Below are 18,562 nucleotides of genomic sequence, written 5' to 3'. Positions count from 1 at the left end.
ATTGTAAGTAGAGGATTGTTTTAAGGATTTAATATTGTGTCTCCTTTATATGGCGCTCATTAAAGATTTTAATTGTAAAATTTCTTTATCCCGATACAAGTATAAATATACATTGTCAAATTCCGTTTCTATTTGTTGTGGTTTTAGATGATCGAACCGATGTGCTGATGATTCATGCCCAAAATTGGCAACTAATAATAGCCAATTCTCTTTAAAATTATGACTGTACTTATGAAGATTTTTTTCCTTACCCCTTATTACTTCTTTAATCCAATTGATATCTATATAATTTACCCTGAAAGCGCCAAAGGGCTGCCAATTTTCTAAATCTCTGTCATTTGAAATACTTATACGATCAATATAAGAATTGATATGGCGATTAAATTTCGAGGAAACGTGAAATTCATGGTTTCGATTTGGCAAATAAATTTCTTCAACTATTTTGAAAAGTTCATCAGCGTATATCTTTATTTCTCCAGTACTACATTTTATTGGGATGCCTGAAAATGTCACCAGTACATAAAGTTCTTCGTCATATTTTTCCTTGAATAGACTTTGGGCAATCGCGACTAATTTTTCCTGAAATGCTTCTTTTTGGATAGTGTCTGCATGAATTAATCTGGTTAATTCTACAGAAATATTCTTCGTTGATTCTTCGATTACAAAATCAGGAGTTTCACCTTCAATAATAGCCTTGACTTTTAAGTTAAGATCTTTATTCGAAATAAAATCCTTTAATAAAATTAGTTCAAGCTCTTTCTTTGGTAAGATTCTTTTTTTCATTAATGTCTAATTTCTACTTTTTATGATAGAATGTGGCAATAGCCTGGTCGGTAATTAAAATTCTGGCGGGATAAAAAAGCTTGAGCAATTTTGTACACTTTCTGTTTTCTGATAAAAATCATTTTTTAAACCTCTCATATTCAATATAACGGAGGGATCATTATTGACTTGCAAATAAACTTTGCTGATACTTTTTCCAGAGAAAATTTGTCTATCAATATCACGATTAAAATCAGGAAAAGAGTATCCAATTACAACCAATATTTCAGTTTCCTTCACCATTCTTTTTGCTCTGGATAAAACGTACTCGGAACCAATATTTCGTTCCCATGCGAAATTGAACAACGGGTTGTACCTTTCCAGTCGTGTTTTCGACTCTTTATAAATATTCATAATAATATCAATAATATCATCAAAATATTCTTGTTGCGAATCATATACAGAAATAATTTCTCCTTTGTTTTTAAATATGCCAGCTGTGCCATTTAATTTTAAAATGTTATGACTTCTTTCGCTTTCTTTAAATTCATTGAAGTCTATTTGCATGGGGTAGGGAAAAATGTCAACATAAGCGTCTAAATGCTTATATGGTATACTAAGTCGTTCCATCGCGATTTCGAACTGGGAATCGTAGTTCCATGAAAGAATATTTATATCTGGCTTAAATTTATTTTCAGGATTCAAAACCTTTCCGAGAAATCCTGAATATCTTCTATCTAAAGTATTTTGAATTCTTTCGTTAAGTTCATTATTAGAATTAAATTTATTCGGCCAAGAATAAGCGGGTACAGTAGGACCGCTTTTTACATTATTTATTGCAAAATCAGATTGTTTTTTTTTCAGTTGCTCAAAAAGAAAAAAACCAATTAATATCGCCTTTAATTTATTATACTTTTGTTGCGCCCCACGATCTCGATATAGAGAATTTGCATATTCATCAATTGTATTTCCAGAACAGTCGATGATACTATCTTCGATGTCTTGAATATATTCTTCTACTCCAGGTATAGAGGTGAATTTCAAAAGATAATTTTGAAAGATTCTCAATCTTGATTCCATTTCAGATACCGTTGGTAAAGCATTTACGCTTGCGCCTGCTCCAATTAAATATGTTATTTTAGCCATACTGCTTATTATAAGATCAATATTTGATAAATAAAATGCCCATTTAAATTCCTTAAAACAACTTTCCGATAATGAACGAGATTATAATAACAGCAATTACAGAAAGTAAAGCAAAAAACCAACTTTCTTGGATTAAATAAAAAATTCCTTGGGGACTATAACCATAAAATTTTATAAATGAAAAATCAGTTTTCAAATTGCCATCATAATCTCTAATTACTATGTTATGAAGATTATCAATTTTGCGCAATGTAGATAAATGCAACTTAACATATTCACGATTTTGAAAAGCTAAAGCTTCTTCTTTACCAGTTAAAAAATTAAGCATGGTTAACTTATTTCTCTTATATAGCGTTTCGAATCTTGGATGGCTGCTATAGGTTGTGCCATACTTATCAATAAGAATTCTGGCAAAGTCTATTTTGAGATTGTCGTTTATTGTTATTGGTTCACCGCCCAGCACCGAATATCTATGCTCGATAGCTTCAAATCCGTAATTTATGTCTCTCATATTTATGTGAATCCATTTGTATGACAAATGATTTTTCACAAAATCAAAAAATGAATGTAACATTTCCCTCTCCAACTTATCATAATGGTTATAAATATCTTTAGTTGAAATATTATTAAGTTCTGCCATCTTATGGATAGAAAAAGATTTAGTTTGCGCGCTATCAAAATACCTTACTGCAATTGAAGTAACTCTTGGAGTATTTCCATTAGGTGTGTCGATGAAACTTTCGCAAGAGTAGTGAATAAGGAGATACCCACTAGGGTTTTCATTAATGCTCTTTATCAATTCAATAGCCTTTTTGCGCTTTTTAAATTTATTAGAAATATTACTCATTTTTCTTTATACTTTTTCCTTTCTTCTTCTCCTTCCCAAACATCCCACTCGTCAACTTATCATACAATTCAAACAAAAACTCAATCCGCTTGGTTTCATTAATAAAAGGTTGCGGACGGTAACAAAGATCAACGGCTTTATCCAATGCCTGGTGTGCTTTCACTAATTCCGGAGGCATCGTGTTGGGATCATACAAATCCGCTAAACTTGATTCCGGAAACTTTGCCCTTACCTCTAAAACATTTTGCGCTGCTGATTCTACTGTTTGCTTTTGTTTTTCCGTTGGGTTTTCCGGCCAGGGGAAGTTGTTGTAAACAATCGTATTGGAATAGCTGTATCTACTTTCCAATCTTCCACAAGTATATCTTACCCATGCCATGTGCATTAAAGAAGTAAGTATTCCAAAATGAAATAAAGTTGCATTTGGAACGACAAAGGTTTTATCAGAAACAATAAAATCTTTAGATAAATAAGCAATCGGTATATATTTCCTGTTTTCAGAAGAAACTTTTGGGATAATTAAAAAATCATGAGCCGGTTGCCTTTCTTCAGCAAAAAGATAAGGTAGGTCAGCCATCTTTTTCGTTCCTGCCCTTGTACTTTTTTCTCGAAAGCTTTTTACCTCTTTAAATTTGTCCTGGAATTCTTTAATATTCCTGAATTCATTTGGCGCTACACCTTTTAGCCAAATGCACCATCTTATAACATTGTTTATAAAATCATCACCACTAATAAAGCGACGTAAATACTTGATAGATTCTGGTAATTTGTTTACTATCGTAACTTTCTCCTCATTACTTAAAATCAAAAATCCTCCATCTCTTGCTGCACTTCCTGATTGCATTTTGGGCACATTACAAATTGGTAACGGAATTGATTTTAAAACAGTATCATTTCCTTCTACCAAATAGGGATTTATATTTTTTACTCTTAATTCATGCGGTTCGCTATTAATATTATCATATTCAAAAATCCGTTTCTCTTTAATATCAAAATTGGCAAAACCTATTATAACCACATGAACAGCCGCATTTGCCTTTGCTTCATTACCCCATTTAAAAGTGCGATGGGCAAAATGAATCTTAATTTTATAAAGATTAAATAACACATTCCATAAAATCGCAGGCTGCTCTCCCTGCGAAATACTGTTGGTACTTACAAAGGCAACTTTTGTATGGGTATTCTGAATGCACTGTGCAGCTTTAATATACCAGGCCGCAACATAGTCAAGCATTCCAAATGATTGAATGCCGGAAAATATTCTTTCCATATCGGCTTTCTGTTCCGCATTTTGATAAGCCGTTCCTACAAAAGGGGGATTGCCGAGTATAAAATCAAACTTCGCAGGTTGGAAAATTGAAACAGTTTTTTGTTTTTCACCTTTGCTCTCAACAATATTTACTTTATTCGTGAAAACATTTACCGTTTCATAAACTGCATCCGGTTCGGCAAGGCTTATAATATTAGTTGTTTCAGCATAAATATCATAAGCATCTTTTTGTATTAAATTATTCCAGTTCAGTTGCAGCGCATTTCCATTTTTTATCACCGCGCTTTTCTTCAAAGGCAGACGCACATAATATTCACCAAATGTTTCACTGGCTTTCATGTTCATTTGATGGTCTATCAGCCACATTGCCACCTGTGCTATCTGCGCCGGAAATTCTTCATACTCTATCCCGTAAAATCTATCCACATCCAACAAAAAATAATCGCCGATATCCATCACAGTTTGATTCTGTAATAAGATCTTTACGATTTCCATTTCCAACAACCGCAATTCACGATAAGCGATTATTAAGAAGTTGCCACAGCCGCAGGCAGGATCCAAAAAACGCAGCTTGCTTATTTTATCATGAAACTTTTGCAGCTTCGGCTTGCTGTCTTTTATATTTTCAAACTCGTGCCAAAGCTCGTCCATGAACAAAGGCTTAATGAGTTTCAGGATATTCTTTTCACTGGTATAATGTGCGCCCAAAGCCCTTCTTTCCACCGGGTTCATCACACTTTGAAAAAGAGAGCCAAAGATGGCGGGAGATATTTTGCCCCAATCCAGTAAACAGGCATCCAGCAACAGTTTGCGCATGCTGCTGTCGAAACTGGCTATGGGCAAATATTCTTCAAACAATTTACCGTTTACATAAGGAAAAGCGGCAAGGCTTTCATCAAGGTTTTTAAGACGATTCTGCTTTGGAGTATTCAGTACCTGGAATAATTGCGCAAGGTGATTGGCCAAATCGCTGCCATCTTCATTGGTTCGCTGATCTATGTAGTCATACAGGATTCCTTTCTCAAAAATGCTGGTATCATCAGCAAACAAACAAAAAAGCAATCTTACTAAATAGAGTTCCAGCGCATGGCCAATGTATCCTATCGCTTCCAGCTTATCATGCAGCTTGCCCATCAAAGCGGCCGCTTCAATGTTTACGGGGTCTTGTTCTTTGTATGTTCTTTTTTGATAACCGGCAATGAAACCAAAGAGGTTCACATGTTTTACAAAATCAGAAAGATTAAACTGCTGGGTGGTGTTATCTTCCAGGTCGTACAAATTGAACCTTTCAAAATCGCTGACAAGAATATACCGCGGAAGTTCTTTTTCCTGTAATCCGGGAAAATAATCTTTTGCCTGGTTGTAGGCCTTTATCAAATCCTTGCCACGGCTTTTGTGCTCAATAAGAATTACGCCCTTCCAAAGCAGATCAATGAAGCCTTGCTTGTCGTCAATCTTTTTTACTTTCTGTTCAAACGTGGCAACCCGGCGACGTGAAATTCCAAATACATTAAAAAAGTCATCCCAGAAGGATTTAGCTTCTGCATCTTCACTTTCTTCATCTTTCCATTTGTTGGAGAATGCTACCGCGCGTGTTTTTATTTCATTCCAGCTTAAAGGCATAAGCAATTTTAGTATTTCACAAAGTAAGAAATAATTGAATTAATAGAATATGGTGTCAATATTTTTCTATGCTGTTGTTGAAGTTCCATCAATAATCTTGATGCCTGCTATAAACTCCTTGAAAACAATTCACAATCGGCCCGGCTGTAACCTATGTTTGTAGGTTTGATCAATCTCAATAAAATAAAATCTTTGAACAACAGGAAGAATGAAGATAAAGCTCCTTCAACAATAAGTTTTTTAATCCTGATCATGATACTCCTTCCCTATTATCATTCCCAGCCGGGTCTTGCACATCTTAAGATGCAGCACCTCGTCAATGGGGTAACTGAGCTTTGAGTAAAACATTATAGTTGTATCCTTAATTTTCACCCTGTATCGATAGGTAGTGCCACCGCGGCCACCACCACTGCTGCTTTTATTAATAATCGTCACATCTTCTTTGGTCCAATGCTTGTCCGTGGTGTAGTAGTCAATATACTTACCCAAACCTGATAGTAAAAGCATGGGCATAGCAGCCAAAATCAAACTACAAATAATAATAAATATTTTGAGTTTTAAAGTAAGCTCATTGAATCCCTTCCTTATAAATAGCAGTATAGGCGTTACACAAATTACATATAGAACAGGATCCAGCTTAGCATCTGCCTGGTCAGTGTTTCGAAACTGGCCCAACTCATTTCCTCCCATTAATATCAAAACAAAGATTACAATAATAAAATAGATGATGAGTTCTTTCTTTTCCTGTGGAGTTAGTTTCATTTCGGTGTATCAGCAGGTAAATTGCAGCACAATATTATAGGAAACTTATTATTTTTCCAAGGGCAGCCAGGGCTGATTATTCAATGATGGACGCTTCAAATAAATTGCTCGCGGTACGCTCACGAAATATTCAGGATATAAATGAATGTACAGGAGGAATCAAGGATTGGACTTCCCGGACGTTTTGTGGAATGGAAAATGGAGGATGGAGACTGAAATTGAAAATGGAGAATGGAGGAAGAAGGAAAATAAAAATTGAAAATGGTTTTGGAAGTTAATTCCATTTTCCATTTTCAACTTTCAATAAAAAAAAGAGGCCTGTGGGTGATTATTGGGAAATACGGTTTAAAACAATACTGGCTTTAACCTGCTGGTTGGCGCCTACTGACAATGCACGGCAGTAATACGTAGTGCCTTTGGTAAGCCCGGTAAAAGTAAAGGAGGTGGTGGTAGCGGGGAAGCTTACCCAACTGCTCTCCTGCAAAGTAGGATCCGACGTGTACTGAAACACGTAGCTTGATGCACCCTTTACGGCTTTGAACTTTAATACCAACTGGCCGCTGCTGCCGTTATCGGACAGTGCAGGGTTTTCCGGCGCTGTGATCGTTATTGGTTGCGGCAACTTGTTAAGGTCGAAGCCTGAGCTGGCGAGCAAAGCGGCATCTGTAGTGATGCTGTTTACATAATCTGCAAGCTGGCTCAGCATCTGGGTCAGCGTAAACTTGCTTTGGTTCTTTAATTGTACCTGCACCTTATCCCTGCTTGCTGAAGTTTGCAGCAACTCTGCATAATTGCCAAGCTCGGTATTGATACTTTCGAGGGAGGGCACAGGCGTGGGAAATGTGGTTACAGCGGCAGCCATGCTGGCGGTAACGTTTTGACCAAATGTAAGAAGATTTGGGTCGGCTAATTTTTTGAAGGTTTTTACAACCTTGCGGAAAAATTTTTTCATAGTTATAAAATTTAAATTTCAGGCCTCATTTTTTTTTATTGAGAAGCCTAAATTGGAACATACAACCAATATGGGCAACCCCATTATTGGGGTATAATAAAAACGGGCTATTGTCGTTGTCCGCAAAGAAGTACCGTAAACAGGGCGTTTCATGGCATTGATTTCTTCAAAAATTTTTTTGAGGGGCCATCCGGAAAATAAATTTATCCACATTTTTCGCCGGATATGGCATTCAACCGGCTCTCTCCCATGGCACAGAAGGCATGAAATGGCAAAAATCCCGGTGTGAAATGGTCATTGTATGTATGTATGTTGACCATAGTACGTATGTATGTCGACCATAGTACGTATGTATGTTGACCATTGTACGTATGTATGTTGGCCATAGTACGTATGTATGTTGAGCGTAGCACGTATGTATGTTGACCATAGTACGTATGTATGTTGGTCATAGTAAGTATGTATGTTGGTCATAGTATAACTGTAAAATGACCCTTATAATACATAGATCTTATAGTCGCCGCGTAGCTGGTTGCCAATAATTCCAGGAACTGCAATGTTATTTGGCTTGTATATATGCAAAAACGACGACCCTAGCACCGCAATGCAACGTTTCATGGCCAACCGTAGTCATTGGTAAAACAAATACTATGAAAGTAATGGCGCTATCTGTAATAATATTGCTTTTGCTGTCTTTTTCAGGTTGCAAAAAGAAATCAGATAACCAGCAAACCATATCAATTCCAAATGGTGATTTTGAACAGTGGGACAACAATAATACTTTACTTTTTTGGAAGACAAATAGCTGTCCTTCTTGTGTGCCACCTTACGAGACTTATATTGTTAAGCAAGTAAAAGATGCTGCCCACGGACAGTTTGCAGCTAACTTTGTTTACAACAATGTGTACAGCAGTTATGCATACAATAAATTCGCCATTTTGTTACATCCAACTTCGCTGACAGGATATATAAAGTCTACTCTTGCAATTGGCGATACTGCAATTATTCATATAGACTTGTTTTCAGGAAATAACATAGTTGACAACGGAAATTTTTACGAGACATCTTCAAATTCCAGGTATCGAAAAATAAATATTCCTATTTCCCAAACCACTACACATGTTGACTCGGCGTTAATCAAAATTGTTGGCGGGAAAAAACAAAACACGGAACTGACTGTGGACAATTTGGTGTTTTTAAAAAACAACTAACGAGAAGCAATACATAGAATCGTCGCATTTATACAAGCCTGGCTGAAATGCTAAGAGTGAGCATTGGTGCATGTTTCAGCAACAGTTGAGCAGAAGAATCCTTATTGAGCGATAAGATGTAATCTCAGCGCTGCGCATCATTGTTTCCTAACTGCCACGAAGCATACAGGGTAATTATATCATTGACAAGGCTTTCGGCATAGGCTACTCAATTCTGCACTACTAAAATAAAAATCCGGATTATTTGTACGTTTACTGTATAATCGCCGGAATCAGAATTCTCTCCTGCTGTTGTTGGCGTCCAGCCAACAATCCTTCGGCAATAAGGATGAAATATTATTTTATCTGTTTTATATAATCATACCAAAATAAAGCCTGCCTAAATAAAAATGTTTAATAAAAGTTGGTTTACTGGCTATTCCTAAAATTACCTAACTATTCTCGGGTTAATATCCAAAGACCTATAAGGTCTTAAAAACCTTATAGGTCTGGCAATTCACAGTACATTCTGGGATTAATTTAAAATTTGCTTGTCACCATAAAATATATATTCAAGCTTTTCCATAAACATTTTAGTGGTTTTCCCTGATTGGAAATGTAGTTTTCCTCATCCGGGTGGGTGGTGAGACTGGTAACTTTAAATTATATATCTATTGTTTTGAATTGATTTGGCATAACCCTGTAATTTTAATATCAACTTGTATATTATGGATTGGAATCCAAATAAGGTAGAAGAATCGTTACAAACTGTTTTTGAGAAGGCTACAACTATAGGACAAGGAGCAATAAAGTGGTATTCAAACTCGAAGAAAAGTAAAAAATGGTGGGCTCAAACTATTCGTATTAGTTCAATTGTACTTGGTGCAATTGCTGCACTTCTTCCTACTATCGGTGATATGCTAAGCAAAGATGGTACGCCAGGAATTCCCGGGGGATGGACAACTATCTGTCTTGGTGCAGCAGGAGCGCTTTTATTATTTGATAAATACTTCGGCTTTTCATCAGCCTGGATGCGGTATATAATTGCTGAAATGCAATTACAACAAGTAGAACAGGAGTTTGAAATGGATTGGGAAAATGAAAGAGCAAGTTGGCAAGGTTCTCCACCTACTATGGATCAGGTTAAACAAATGCTGGCGAGATGTAAAGCTTTCACTTCCCAGATAAGTACTATTGTCAGGGAAGAAACAAATGTTTGGGTGCAGGAGTTTCAAACTACTATCAACACTTTAAATGAATCTATAAAAGCTAAACCGGCAATAACGGAGCCTGGTGCTTTAAATTTAACGATAACAAATGAGGATGTGGCTAAAGAAGGATGGGAAATGATAATCGATAATGGCGATGCTGAAAAGTTTAAAGGCTATACCGCCGGTAAACGAAACTTAATACCGGGAAGACATGAAGTTGTAGTGAAAGCAAAAATAGGAGACAATAATTTACAGGCAGGAAAGGTTATTTTAATACCTGTCGGAGGTATATGCGAAGAGAAGATGACCTTGGCGTGATTGATTTTATAGGATGCAATTTCCGGACGGCGAGATAACATACTGGATGCTTTTATCCCAGGCCGTGTCCCTACTCCAGGCCCTGCAGCAAGACAGGACGGACGATGAATGTAAAGTAAAATTGTTAGTTTAGTGCATGGCTGTAAGAACCGCGGTAGAACAAACTGAAGGGCTTCATTTTTTAACATTTACTTGTTGCCGATGAAATTCTTGAGAAACTGGCGGCAGCAGTGATAAGTTCGGATAAAGACAACAGGGGAAAGAAGCACCAGGTATTTGAACGATCTTTCGACTGAAACCAATAACGTCAGCGCATTTCTTTTTGGAAAAACTGGATTACATTCATAATAATCCATGTAGTGAGTATGGAAGTTGGTTGAGAATCCGGTTGACTATAAATATAGCTCAGCCAAATATTACATGTCGGGAATACAAAGTGACTACCCGATTATAGATTGATCACCTGAACGTCCGTGTCCTGCATCCACACAGAAGGCTCGGAGTAGACACGGCCTAGGATAAACCGCTTTTAGGCAAATAATAAAAAATAAAAAAATTAATAAAAAAGGGCAAATCTGCGCGGAAAAAACAGTAAAATCCACATGCCTGGCCTGCGCGGTTATACTCTTTATTTGTTAAAGTTTCAAATTTATTTTTCCACACCGCCAGTAAAAAAACAAATTCCCGCTTTTTTTTACGCCAAAAAACAAAGAACATTTTGCCGCTCCCATTGAATAAGCTGGCCATAAGAAAGAATGTTTTGTCAAACTTATTGAAAGGCAAGGCTCCCCGAAAGAATGTTTTGCCCAAGTTGTTGAAAGGGAAGGCCCCCCGAAAGATTATTTTGTCAAACTTGTTGAAAGGGAAGGCTCCCCGAAAGATTATTTTGTCGAACTTGTTGAAAGGGAAGGCTCCCGGAAAGAATGTTTTATCAAACTTATTGAAAGGGAAGAGGCTCCGGAAGAATGTTTTGCCTCTCCTGTTTATCGTGTTTCTGAAAATGCAGCTAGTGTAACCTTTACCGTATCCCTTCAAAAATTCCTTTTTTAGATATTAAAAAATATTTACCTTGAAACGCTTTATGAGTTTCTCCTTCATGAAGAAACTAACTGTGAGGATGGAATTTGACCAAAATTATAAATGCAATTAATTTAAAAACAATAATATAAAAATTTGTATTTGCGAAACTCAACAATACAAAAAGCGAAACAACAGGTAATGATTATCAAAGGATTAAAAAAGACTGTAGTTTCGTATAATGCAGAAATACAAATGTTGGCTGTAAGCAAAATTTAACCTCATGAAATTTCAAACATTTTTATTAACAATCTTTGTGATTGCAATTTTATTTTGCTCTTGTAAAAAAGATAAACAAAATGGCTTTCCAGACGCAACCACAACTGGAGCAAATACTTTTGGATTGTATGCAGACAAAGTTCAATTCATACCTTGCAAAACAACAGGAGGAATATCACCTCTTTCGAGGCTTCAAACATCCAGTTATCTTTCTGATGAAACTCATTTTGACGGAGGCATTACTGCAATAAATGATTGTGACAAAAAGGGATACACCTATGGACGTTCAGTATTTATTACATTTAACAGAGCACTAATAGCAACAAACACGACTTATAAGCTTGGTAGCTTTTATGACACTGCTAAAAATGTCATATCATTGTTGTATAAACCAGATTTAGTAAATTATGATTCTGATTCCACGCTGAATGGAACATTAACCGTGACCTACTATGATTTCAATAAAAGAATTCTCTCCGGAAATTTTCAAGCGACATTAAAAAATACGCAAGGTTCACAGACGATTATTATTACTGACGGAATATTTGATGTATCGTTCTAACTGCCTACAGCCAACATTCGCATCCATTGTACCTAAAGAGCGCCGAGGAAGAATAATATCGTAGTTATAATTTTCTTTTGAAAGAGAAAGATTGAATGGTTTTTCAACCTTTCCCCTTCGCAAGATTTTTTTCGTTATCCCAAATTTAATAAATTTTTTAAGTCAACATACTTCAGCATCCATTGAGTAGTCAGTTAATTTTTTGCTTAGTCCCGGTTTTTATCTGGAGTGGCAAAAATCGCTACAGTTCTTCGTTATTTTTTGTTGAGTTTTTACGCTTAGTAATCCCGATGCTATTCGGGAAAAGTGGCGTAAATACAGGCTGCTACAGACTTGGCAGAAGAAAACACTTCGCTTTTTGATTATTTGTGCGATAACAACTTTTGTTTAGTAGTCATGCCCGCGGTTTTTTTTTGACGGTATGTTGGTGAATAATTTTGTTTCTAAATCTTTTTTAAATGAACCCTGCTACAGCCTTGGCGAGGTATATTTATACAACGAATGTTCCTCCCAGGCCGTGTCTACTCCAAGCCCTGTAGCAAGGCAGGACACGGACGATGAATGCAGGATAAAATCGCTAGCTTAGTGCATGGCTATAAGAACCCCGGTAGAACAAACTGAAGGACTTTATTTTATACATTTACTTGTTGCCAATGGCTTCCATTATTTGAAATTACTAATGGATACGATACTATATATAAGTGGTTCGATTATTTAAAGTCTAAAAATCATTTTGTAAAAGGATACGTGATTATGCCGAATCATTTGCATGTTCTTATGGAATTTTCCTCATCGGAAAAAAGTATCAATACAATAGTGAGTAATGGGAAAAGATTTATCGCATATGAGCTTGTAAAAAGATTACAGGAAGAAAGAAAAAATAAAATTCTTGAGAAACTGGCGGCAGTAGTGATAAGTTCGGATAAAGACAGGGGAAAGAAGCACCAGGTATTTGAACGATCTTTCGACTGCAAACCAATAACATCAGCGCATTTCTTTTTGGAAAAACTGGATTACATTCACAATAATCCATGTAGTGGAGTATGGAAGTTGGTTGAGAATCCGGTTGACTATAAATATAGCTCAGCCAAATATTACATGTCGGGAATACAAAGTGACTACCCGATTATAGATTGATCACCTGAACGTCCGTGTCCTGCATCCACACAGAAGGCTCGGAGTAGAGACACGGTCTGGAATAGTATGTATGTTTACCATAGTACGTATGTATATTGGCCATAGTATACCTGCAAAGTGACCATTATAATGCATATATTTTATAAAGGCTGGGTACCTTGAGGCTGGCACGAACACAACACGAACTGTTAAGGAAGACTGGAAATTGTAAATCGGCAACTTGCAAAACCTGTTATGCTGAGTTTGCAACCCATTAAAAAAATATTGCCGGCCCGGCCCACATACCACTTATTATTTCGCGGAAATTATTTCATGGAAAACCACTATAAAGTTCATGGAAAGCTCAGGCTGCCTGGGGTATATCTTTGTGAAACCAGTGAGGAACGGGATGGATGGAATTGACTGTTGTTTTAATGGAGCACTCTTTTGGAAGGTTAGATTTCTCTGATTACAATTGAAAAAATATAACACTAAAACTCTTACAATCAATGATATCTTTTCGTTTCAATGGGTGGTATTTCATCAATTTATGAGTTGCCTGCTATCTTTTAGACCCGAAGTATAAACTGACATTATGGAAATAGTTCGAAGAATTTTTATAAGCGTTCCTAATGATAAAATTCTTAATGACAATCAAAGAGAATTTAAGTGGACATTGATAAAGAAGATTGAAGAACTCGGATTTATTGCCGAGATTTTTTACAATACACAACCAAATCCTCGAAGTAAAACAATCAGAAAAAGCTGGACATTTGAAGAATGTATCAATGTCATCAGGCGCTGTGTTGGAGCAATTATAATTGGTTTGCCTCGACATTCACACTCGACCCCTGAGGGAGTTTTAAAACTTCCAACTGAATATGCTCACTTTGAAGGAGCATTATCTATTTTTCTTAATTTGCCAACGTTTTTGTTGAAAGAAAAAGGATTATATGGTCGAGGTGTTTTTAGTTATAATGGCGCACATATTATGACGACCTTTCCAGATGATGCCACTTCTGTAGAATGGCTTTCATCTGAAAAATTTAAAACTGACTTAGATTTATTTTTAAAAGAAATCCATAATCGTAAAGATATTTTTTTAGGTTATTGTAGTACTTCAAAAGGTACTGCTCGTACTATCAAACTTTTTATTGAAAAAGTTATTGGAGCGACTATTCTTGATTGGCAAACAGATTTTAGTGAGCGAAAAACCATTATAGAGGAAATTGAAGATGCAAGTAAGCAGACAAGTGGCGCAATATTTCTTTTTACAAGGGACGACAAATTAGATAACGAAATAGGTTTGGCTGCTCCCAGAGATAATGTAGTTTTTGAAGCAGGCTTTTTTGCACATGCCAAAGGAAGAGAAAAGGTTTTAATCATTAGAGAAGAAGGAGCAAAAATGCCTGCTGACCTCGGAGGAATTATTTATGCAACATTGAAAGACAGAAGTGACATAGAACCCCTTGAGGAAAAACTAAGAAAATTTATAGATGCTGCAATGTTGTAATACAGCAAGCAACAGACTTGGCTCTATCCCAGGCCGTGTCTCTACTCCAAGCCCTGTTGCAAGGCAGGACACGGACGATGAATGTAGAATAAAATTGTTAGTTTAGAGCATGGCTGTAAGAACCGTGGTAGAACAAACTGAAGGACTTTATTTTATAACATTTACTTGTTGCCAATGGCTTCCATTATTTGAAATTACTAATGGATACGATACTATATATAAGTGGTTCGATTATTTAAAGTCTAAAAATCATTTTGTAAAAGGATACGTGATTATGCCGAATCATTTGCATGTTCTTATGGAATTTTCCTCATCGGAAAAAAGTATGGGAAAAGATTTATCGCATATGAGCTTGTAAAAAGATTACAGGAAGAAAGAAAAAATGAAATTATTGAGAAACTGGCGGCAGCAGTGATAAGTTCGGATAAAGACAGGGGAAAGAAGCACCAGGTATTTGAACGATCTTTCGACTGCAAACCAATAACATCAGCGCATTTATTTTTGGAAAAACTGGATTACATTCACAATAATCCATGTAGTGGAATATGGAAATTGGTTGAGAATCCGGTTGACTATAAATATAGCTCAGCCAAATATTACATGTCGGGAATACAAAGTGACTACCCGATTATAGATTGATCACCTGAACGTCCGTGTCCTGCATCCACACAGAAGGCTCGGAGTACACGGCCTGGGATAAACTGTACAAAACGAACAGACAACTGAATGAAGTTTGACACTTACATACCTTGCGACATTCTTAAACCTTTTGTGAAGTCATTTGCTGTTCAGGAAACAACAAAAGAAAATACTTATAAAGTTTTGCCCGGCACAGGTTTGGTTATCGGCTTTCAATACAAAGGCAAATTATCCCGACTTCAAAACGAAACAGAGACTCCTCTTTCAATTTCGGGAGTATCGGGTTTGGCTGACCACAGCATAACTTTCAAAAACTCTCCCGACATCGGGACAGTTTTAATTTTTTTCAAAGAGGCAGGTGCGACACAGTTTTTCAGACAACCATTGCACGAACTTTTCAGAGAGAGCGTTTCGCTTGACAACTTTATGCTTCGTTCCGAACTTCTTTGCTTAGAAGAGCAATTAGCAGAAGCCAGGACAGACACACAACGCATTGCATCAGTCGAACATTTTTTAATTAGCAGAATGACTAACACCAAACCCGACAAGTTAGTATTGGCGGCACTTGCACTCATTCATAGAAGGAAAGGCAACATCCGGATAAAAGAATTGACAGAGCAATTATTCATTAGTCAAAGTCCTTTAGAAAAAAGATTTCGACAAGTAGTTGGCGCATCACCAAAAAAATTTGCTTCTATTGTTCGCCTCAAAAATATCATTCAACAATACGACACTGTAAACTCTCTGACAGAGTTAGGATACGAAAATGGATTTTATGACCAGGCACATTTTATCAAAGAGTTCAAAGCCTTCACAGGCGACACACCCGAAAAATTCTTTTCAGACAAAAAATAGAAAAACGGTTTTTTACAATTACAGGTTTTGCGGAAGCCACACTTTTGCATCGTAATTCAAAAATCGTTACAATTAAAAAAATCAACAAATGAAAAGATTGAAATCTTACGATGTTCCCCACAAAGGTTTAAGGAACGCTTTATCACAAGTGCAATTTCTTGCAAGTAAAACCGACTACTCCAGCCAAAACGAAGTAGAACAACTTTACAAGTTGGGTGAAGATGTTTTTAAAATCCTCACCATTCATGCAACTGACGAGAATGAAATAACGCTTGCAGAATTGGAACAGCGTTGCGCAGGTTGTTCGCAACACGACATTGAAGACCACGAACAAATTCATCTTGCCCAGGAAAAACTTGAAAAGTTGCTTGCAAAACTTTACAGCAATTCAAAAGCAGGACAAGATGTAACCGAAGACGGAGAGGAATTTTATTTAGCGTTTAGTGAGTTTCACGGAACCTATCTGGAACACACAGCTGAAGAAGAACGGGTAACCCAACCGATGCTTTGGAAATATTTTACGGATGAAGAATTGGCATCGCACAGAGGAAAAATTATGGCAAAAAATCCACCACAAACTTTACTGATTTGGTTCAGGTTTGTAATCCCTGCTCAAAGCCATAAAGAAAGAGTTGGGCTTTTTACAGGTTTTAAGAAAATGGCTCCCGAACCCTTCTTCAATGAGGGAATGCAAGTGATTAAGCCAGTGTTGACAGAAAAGGAATTTGACGAGTTGAACAAGGCATTGGCATAAACAAAATGACTGCAAACTCTGAAGGACAAAACTACAGCCGCTGAAGCTTAAGCAACTCTTTGAATCTTCGGTAAAAATTATTTTCCGGTACGTGCTGGTAAAGATGGAAAGATTGAAGAGTTGTTCGGTGTAAAGTTTTTTTCCTTGCATACGTTAAGATACGTTTCTGCAATGCCCTTTTGCAACTATCTTTATTTAGAGAATGTGAGTTGTGCAACAGGCACATTCGAATTTATGCCAAGTCTGGCAGAAGTGCTAAAATTGAGCATTGGCGCATCTTTCAGCAGCAGTTGCGGGCCGAAGAATCTTTATGTAGCAACAGAAATAACAATCAACTTTTTATTATAAATTTGGTTACGGTTCCGGCAGATAGGAATTCTAATTCCAGGATTGCATAAATGCGTGGCCGTTGCCTGCTATTTTCATCGACCATGCAAAAAACTAATAAGCCAAATCATCAGCACTTTATACCAAGGTCGTATCTTAACAAATTTGCCGAAAGCAAAAAAGACAAAAGATTTGTTGATGCAGTTGACCTAAATTCTAAGAAGAAACTTTATTTAAGCACTAAGGATATTTGTGTAAAAAGTGGACTTTATACATTGCCAAAAACCGGCAAAGGGAACCCCTTTTTTCTGGAGAATTATTACGCTGAACATGTGGATGGAGTATATCCTGAGGTCTATAACTTGCTTGTCGATAAGAATAAAACTTCCATAAGTAACAATCAAAAACATAAAGTATTAAACACGCTTTTAAGTTTATACTTCCGAACTCCCAAATTCTTAAATGCACACAATAATTTAATCGACCGCGTTATTGACCGAGCCTTAGAACTAACAGATAAAGAAAAGGAAGATATTGAAATCGATTTTGATGGTAAGCCTTTGAAATTTAAAAGAGGTGAAATCGATGGAATAAAGAAAAAGCTTCGAGAAGAAAATCGACAAATCTTTTTATCAACTCATTTTGACGTTTGGCATCAGTTTGTAACATACAAATATCAATGTGCAATGAGTGTTTTTGAAGTTGAAGGTGATATTGATTTGGTAACTGGCGACAATCCTGTAAATATTCATAGTGCCGTCCAAAACAAATTTCATTTGTTTGACCCAACGAACATAATTCAAGTGCCACTTGACCGACGGCACTTTTTATTTGTTTTCCCAAATACTGAAAAATCCCAGATAAATAGAATTAATCGAGGAATCAGAGATAAATATTTTGCGCTTACTTCAAATCTACAAACTGAAAGAATGGCGGAGAATTGGTTGTTAGGTTTTCCAGGAACGGTTGAAAAACATTTTGGGGACCAGAAGAAGTATAATGAATTTACCGAAGAGAATTTGAAGGCTGTTAAGCACATGGAACAAAAAACAAAGCTAATGGCTCACTTATTAGCAATTATTCAAGTTAATGGCTTTTTTAGCCACGCAGCAGCACAAAAGGTAAAGGAATTTAGAAAACTTGAATGCTTTAAAGGTGACCATGAACTTAATAAGATTGTAATAGAACTTGTAAGAAAAGGATTTTTGACAGTCTGACCAACAGCAGGCAACAGCAGCTTCCTATGTACCTTAAGTCGGGGAGTTAATATAGTAGATTCTTCTTTTAAATTTCTTTTGAAAGAGAAAGATTTAAAAGTGGTTTTAACCCAAATAAGTCATTAGGATTCTAATTCGTGCTTATTTCGAAAGTTTTATTACAATTCCACAAGCCTGTAAACCATTCTCGTCGCTTCATGGC

General features: G+C 36.5%; 16 protein-coding genes. 10 read left to right on the top strand and 6 right to left on the bottom strand.

Features of this window, described 5'->3' with window-relative positions; all coding sequences use genetic code 11:
* Nucleotides 1-45: 45 nt before the first annotated feature.
* The 5 genes from EFY79_RS16845 to EFY79_RS16825 all read right to left on the bottom strand — a co-directional run bounded on the left by EFY79_RS16845 (nucleotide 46) and on the right by EFY79_RS16825 (nucleotide 6,410).
* Nucleotides 46-783 carry a hypothetical protein gene (locus EFY79_RS16845; protein WP_123121912.1) on the bottom strand — a complete coding sequence of 246 codons (738 nt, stop codon included), beginning with the start codon at nucleotides 781-783 and terminating at the stop codon, nucleotides 46-48.
* A gap of 54 nt (nucleotides 784-837) precedes the next feature.
* Nucleotides 838-1,908: a hypothetical protein gene (locus EFY79_RS16840; RefSeq protein WP_123121911.1), complete on the bottom strand. Its 1,071-nt coding sequence runs from the start codon at nucleotides 1,906-1,908 to the stop codon at nucleotides 838-840.
* 52 nt (nucleotides 1,909-1,960) lie between these two features.
* Nucleotides 1,961-2,755 (bottom strand): hypothetical protein, encoded by a 795-nt coding sequence (locus EFY79_RS16835; RefSeq protein WP_123121910.1) that lies wholly within the window; start codon nucleotides 2,753-2,755, stop codon nucleotides 1,961-1,963.
* Nucleotides 2,748-5,648 carry a DNA methyltransferase gene (locus tag EFY79_RS16830; RefSeq protein ID WP_123121909.1) on the bottom strand — a complete coding sequence of 967 codons (2,901 nt, stop codon included), beginning with the start codon at nucleotides 5,646-5,648 and terminating at the stop codon, nucleotides 2,748-2,750. The genes EFY79_RS16835 and EFY79_RS16830 overlap by 8 nt, the downstream gene beginning before the upstream one ends.
* 240 nt (nucleotides 5,649-5,888) lie before the next feature.
* The gene (locus EFY79_RS16825; RefSeq protein ID WP_123121908.1) at nucleotides 5,889-6,410 is read right to left on the bottom strand and encodes a hypothetical protein; all 522 of its coding nucleotides are present in this window, start codon (nucleotides 6,408-6,410) and stop codon (nucleotides 5,889-5,891) included.
* An 83-nt stretch (nucleotides 6,411-6,493) separates the two neighbouring features.
* Here EFY79_RS16825 and EFY79_RS21470 point away from each other — a divergent pair, with 83 nt between their 5' ends.
* Entirely contained in the window at nucleotides 6,494-6,688 is a 195-nt protein-coding gene (locus tag EFY79_RS21470) for a hypothetical protein (protein WP_158605236.1), read from the top strand.
* Between the two features lie 50 nt (nucleotides 6,689-6,738).
* Here the strand turns inward: EFY79_RS21470 and EFY79_RS16820 are convergent, their stop codons facing one another.
* Nucleotides 6,739-7,362: a fibronectin type III domain-containing protein gene (locus tag EFY79_RS16820; protein WP_123121907.1), complete on the bottom strand. Its 624-nt coding sequence runs from the start codon at nucleotides 7,360-7,362 to the stop codon at nucleotides 6,739-6,741.
* Between the two features lie 650 nt (nucleotides 7,363-8,012).
* Between EFY79_RS16820 and EFY79_RS16815 the strand changes: the two genes are divergently transcribed.
* The 9 genes from EFY79_RS16815 to EFY79_RS16760 all read left to right on the top strand — a co-directional run bounded on the left by EFY79_RS16815 (nucleotide 8,013) and on the right by EFY79_RS16760 (nucleotide 18,360).
* A complete protein-coding gene (locus EFY79_RS16815) occupies nucleotides 8,013-8,573 on the top strand; it encodes a hypothetical protein (RefSeq protein ID WP_123121906.1) in 561 nt (186 codons plus the stop codon).
* A gap of 707 nt (nucleotides 8,574-9,280) precedes the next feature.
* Nucleotides 9,281-10,081, top strand: a complete 801-nt coding sequence (locus EFY79_RS16810; protein ID WP_123121905.1) for an SLATT domain-containing protein — start codon at nucleotides 9,281-9,283, stop codon at nucleotides 10,079-10,081.
* Between the two features lie 1,300 nt (nucleotides 10,082-11,381).
* Nucleotides 11,382-11,939 carry a hypothetical protein gene (locus EFY79_RS16795; protein ID WP_123121902.1) on the top strand — a complete coding sequence of 186 codons (558 nt, stop codon included), beginning with the start codon at nucleotides 11,382-11,384 and terminating at the stop codon, nucleotides 11,937-11,939.
* A 777-nt stretch (nucleotides 11,940-12,716) separates the two neighbouring features.
* Nucleotides 12,717-13,076 (top strand): hypothetical protein, encoded by a 360-nt coding sequence (locus EFY79_RS16790; protein WP_148041951.1) that lies wholly within the window; start codon nucleotides 12,717-12,719, stop codon nucleotides 13,074-13,076.
* Between the two features lie 574 nt (nucleotides 13,077-13,650).
* Nucleotides 13,651-14,568, top strand: coding sequence for a TIR domain-containing protein (locus EFY79_RS16785; RefSeq protein WP_123121900.1), 918 nt, complete (start codon nucleotides 13,651-13,653; stop codon nucleotides 14,566-14,568).
* A gap of 109 nt (nucleotides 14,569-14,677) precedes the next feature.
* The gene (locus tag EFY79_RS16780) at nucleotides 14,678-14,926 is read left to right on the top strand and encodes a hypothetical protein (RefSeq protein WP_123121899.1); all 249 of its coding nucleotides are present in this window, start codon (nucleotides 14,678-14,680) and stop codon (nucleotides 14,924-14,926) included.
* Between the two features lie 368 nt (nucleotides 14,927-15,294).
* Nucleotides 15,295-16,062 (top strand): helix-turn-helix domain-containing protein, encoded by a 768-nt coding sequence (locus EFY79_RS16775; RefSeq protein ID WP_123121898.1) that lies wholly within the window; start codon nucleotides 15,295-15,297, stop codon nucleotides 16,060-16,062.
* An 88-nt stretch (nucleotides 16,063-16,150) separates the two neighbouring features.
* Complete coding sequence (locus EFY79_RS16770; protein WP_123121897.1) at nucleotides 16,151-16,816, top strand: hemerythrin domain-containing protein; 666 nt, start codon at nucleotides 16,151-16,153, stop codon at nucleotides 16,814-16,816.
* 398 nt (nucleotides 16,817-17,214) lie between these two features.
* The gene (locus tag EFY79_RS16760) at nucleotides 17,215-18,360 is read left to right on the top strand and encodes a DUF4238 domain-containing protein (RefSeq protein ID WP_123121895.1); all 1,146 of its coding nucleotides are present in this window, start codon (nucleotides 17,215-17,217) and stop codon (nucleotides 18,358-18,360) included.
* Nucleotides 18,361-18,562 lie beyond the last annotated feature (202 nt).

Origin of the sequence: Hanamia caeni, assembly GCF_003721595.1 — a bacterium.
Taxonomy (GTDB): Bacteria; Bacteroidota; Bacteroidia; order Chitinophagales; family Chitinophagaceae; genus Ginsengibacter; species Ginsengibacter caeni.
Note: the sequence above shows the minus strand (reverse complement) of the source record. Positions and strands in the feature narration are given on the sequence as shown.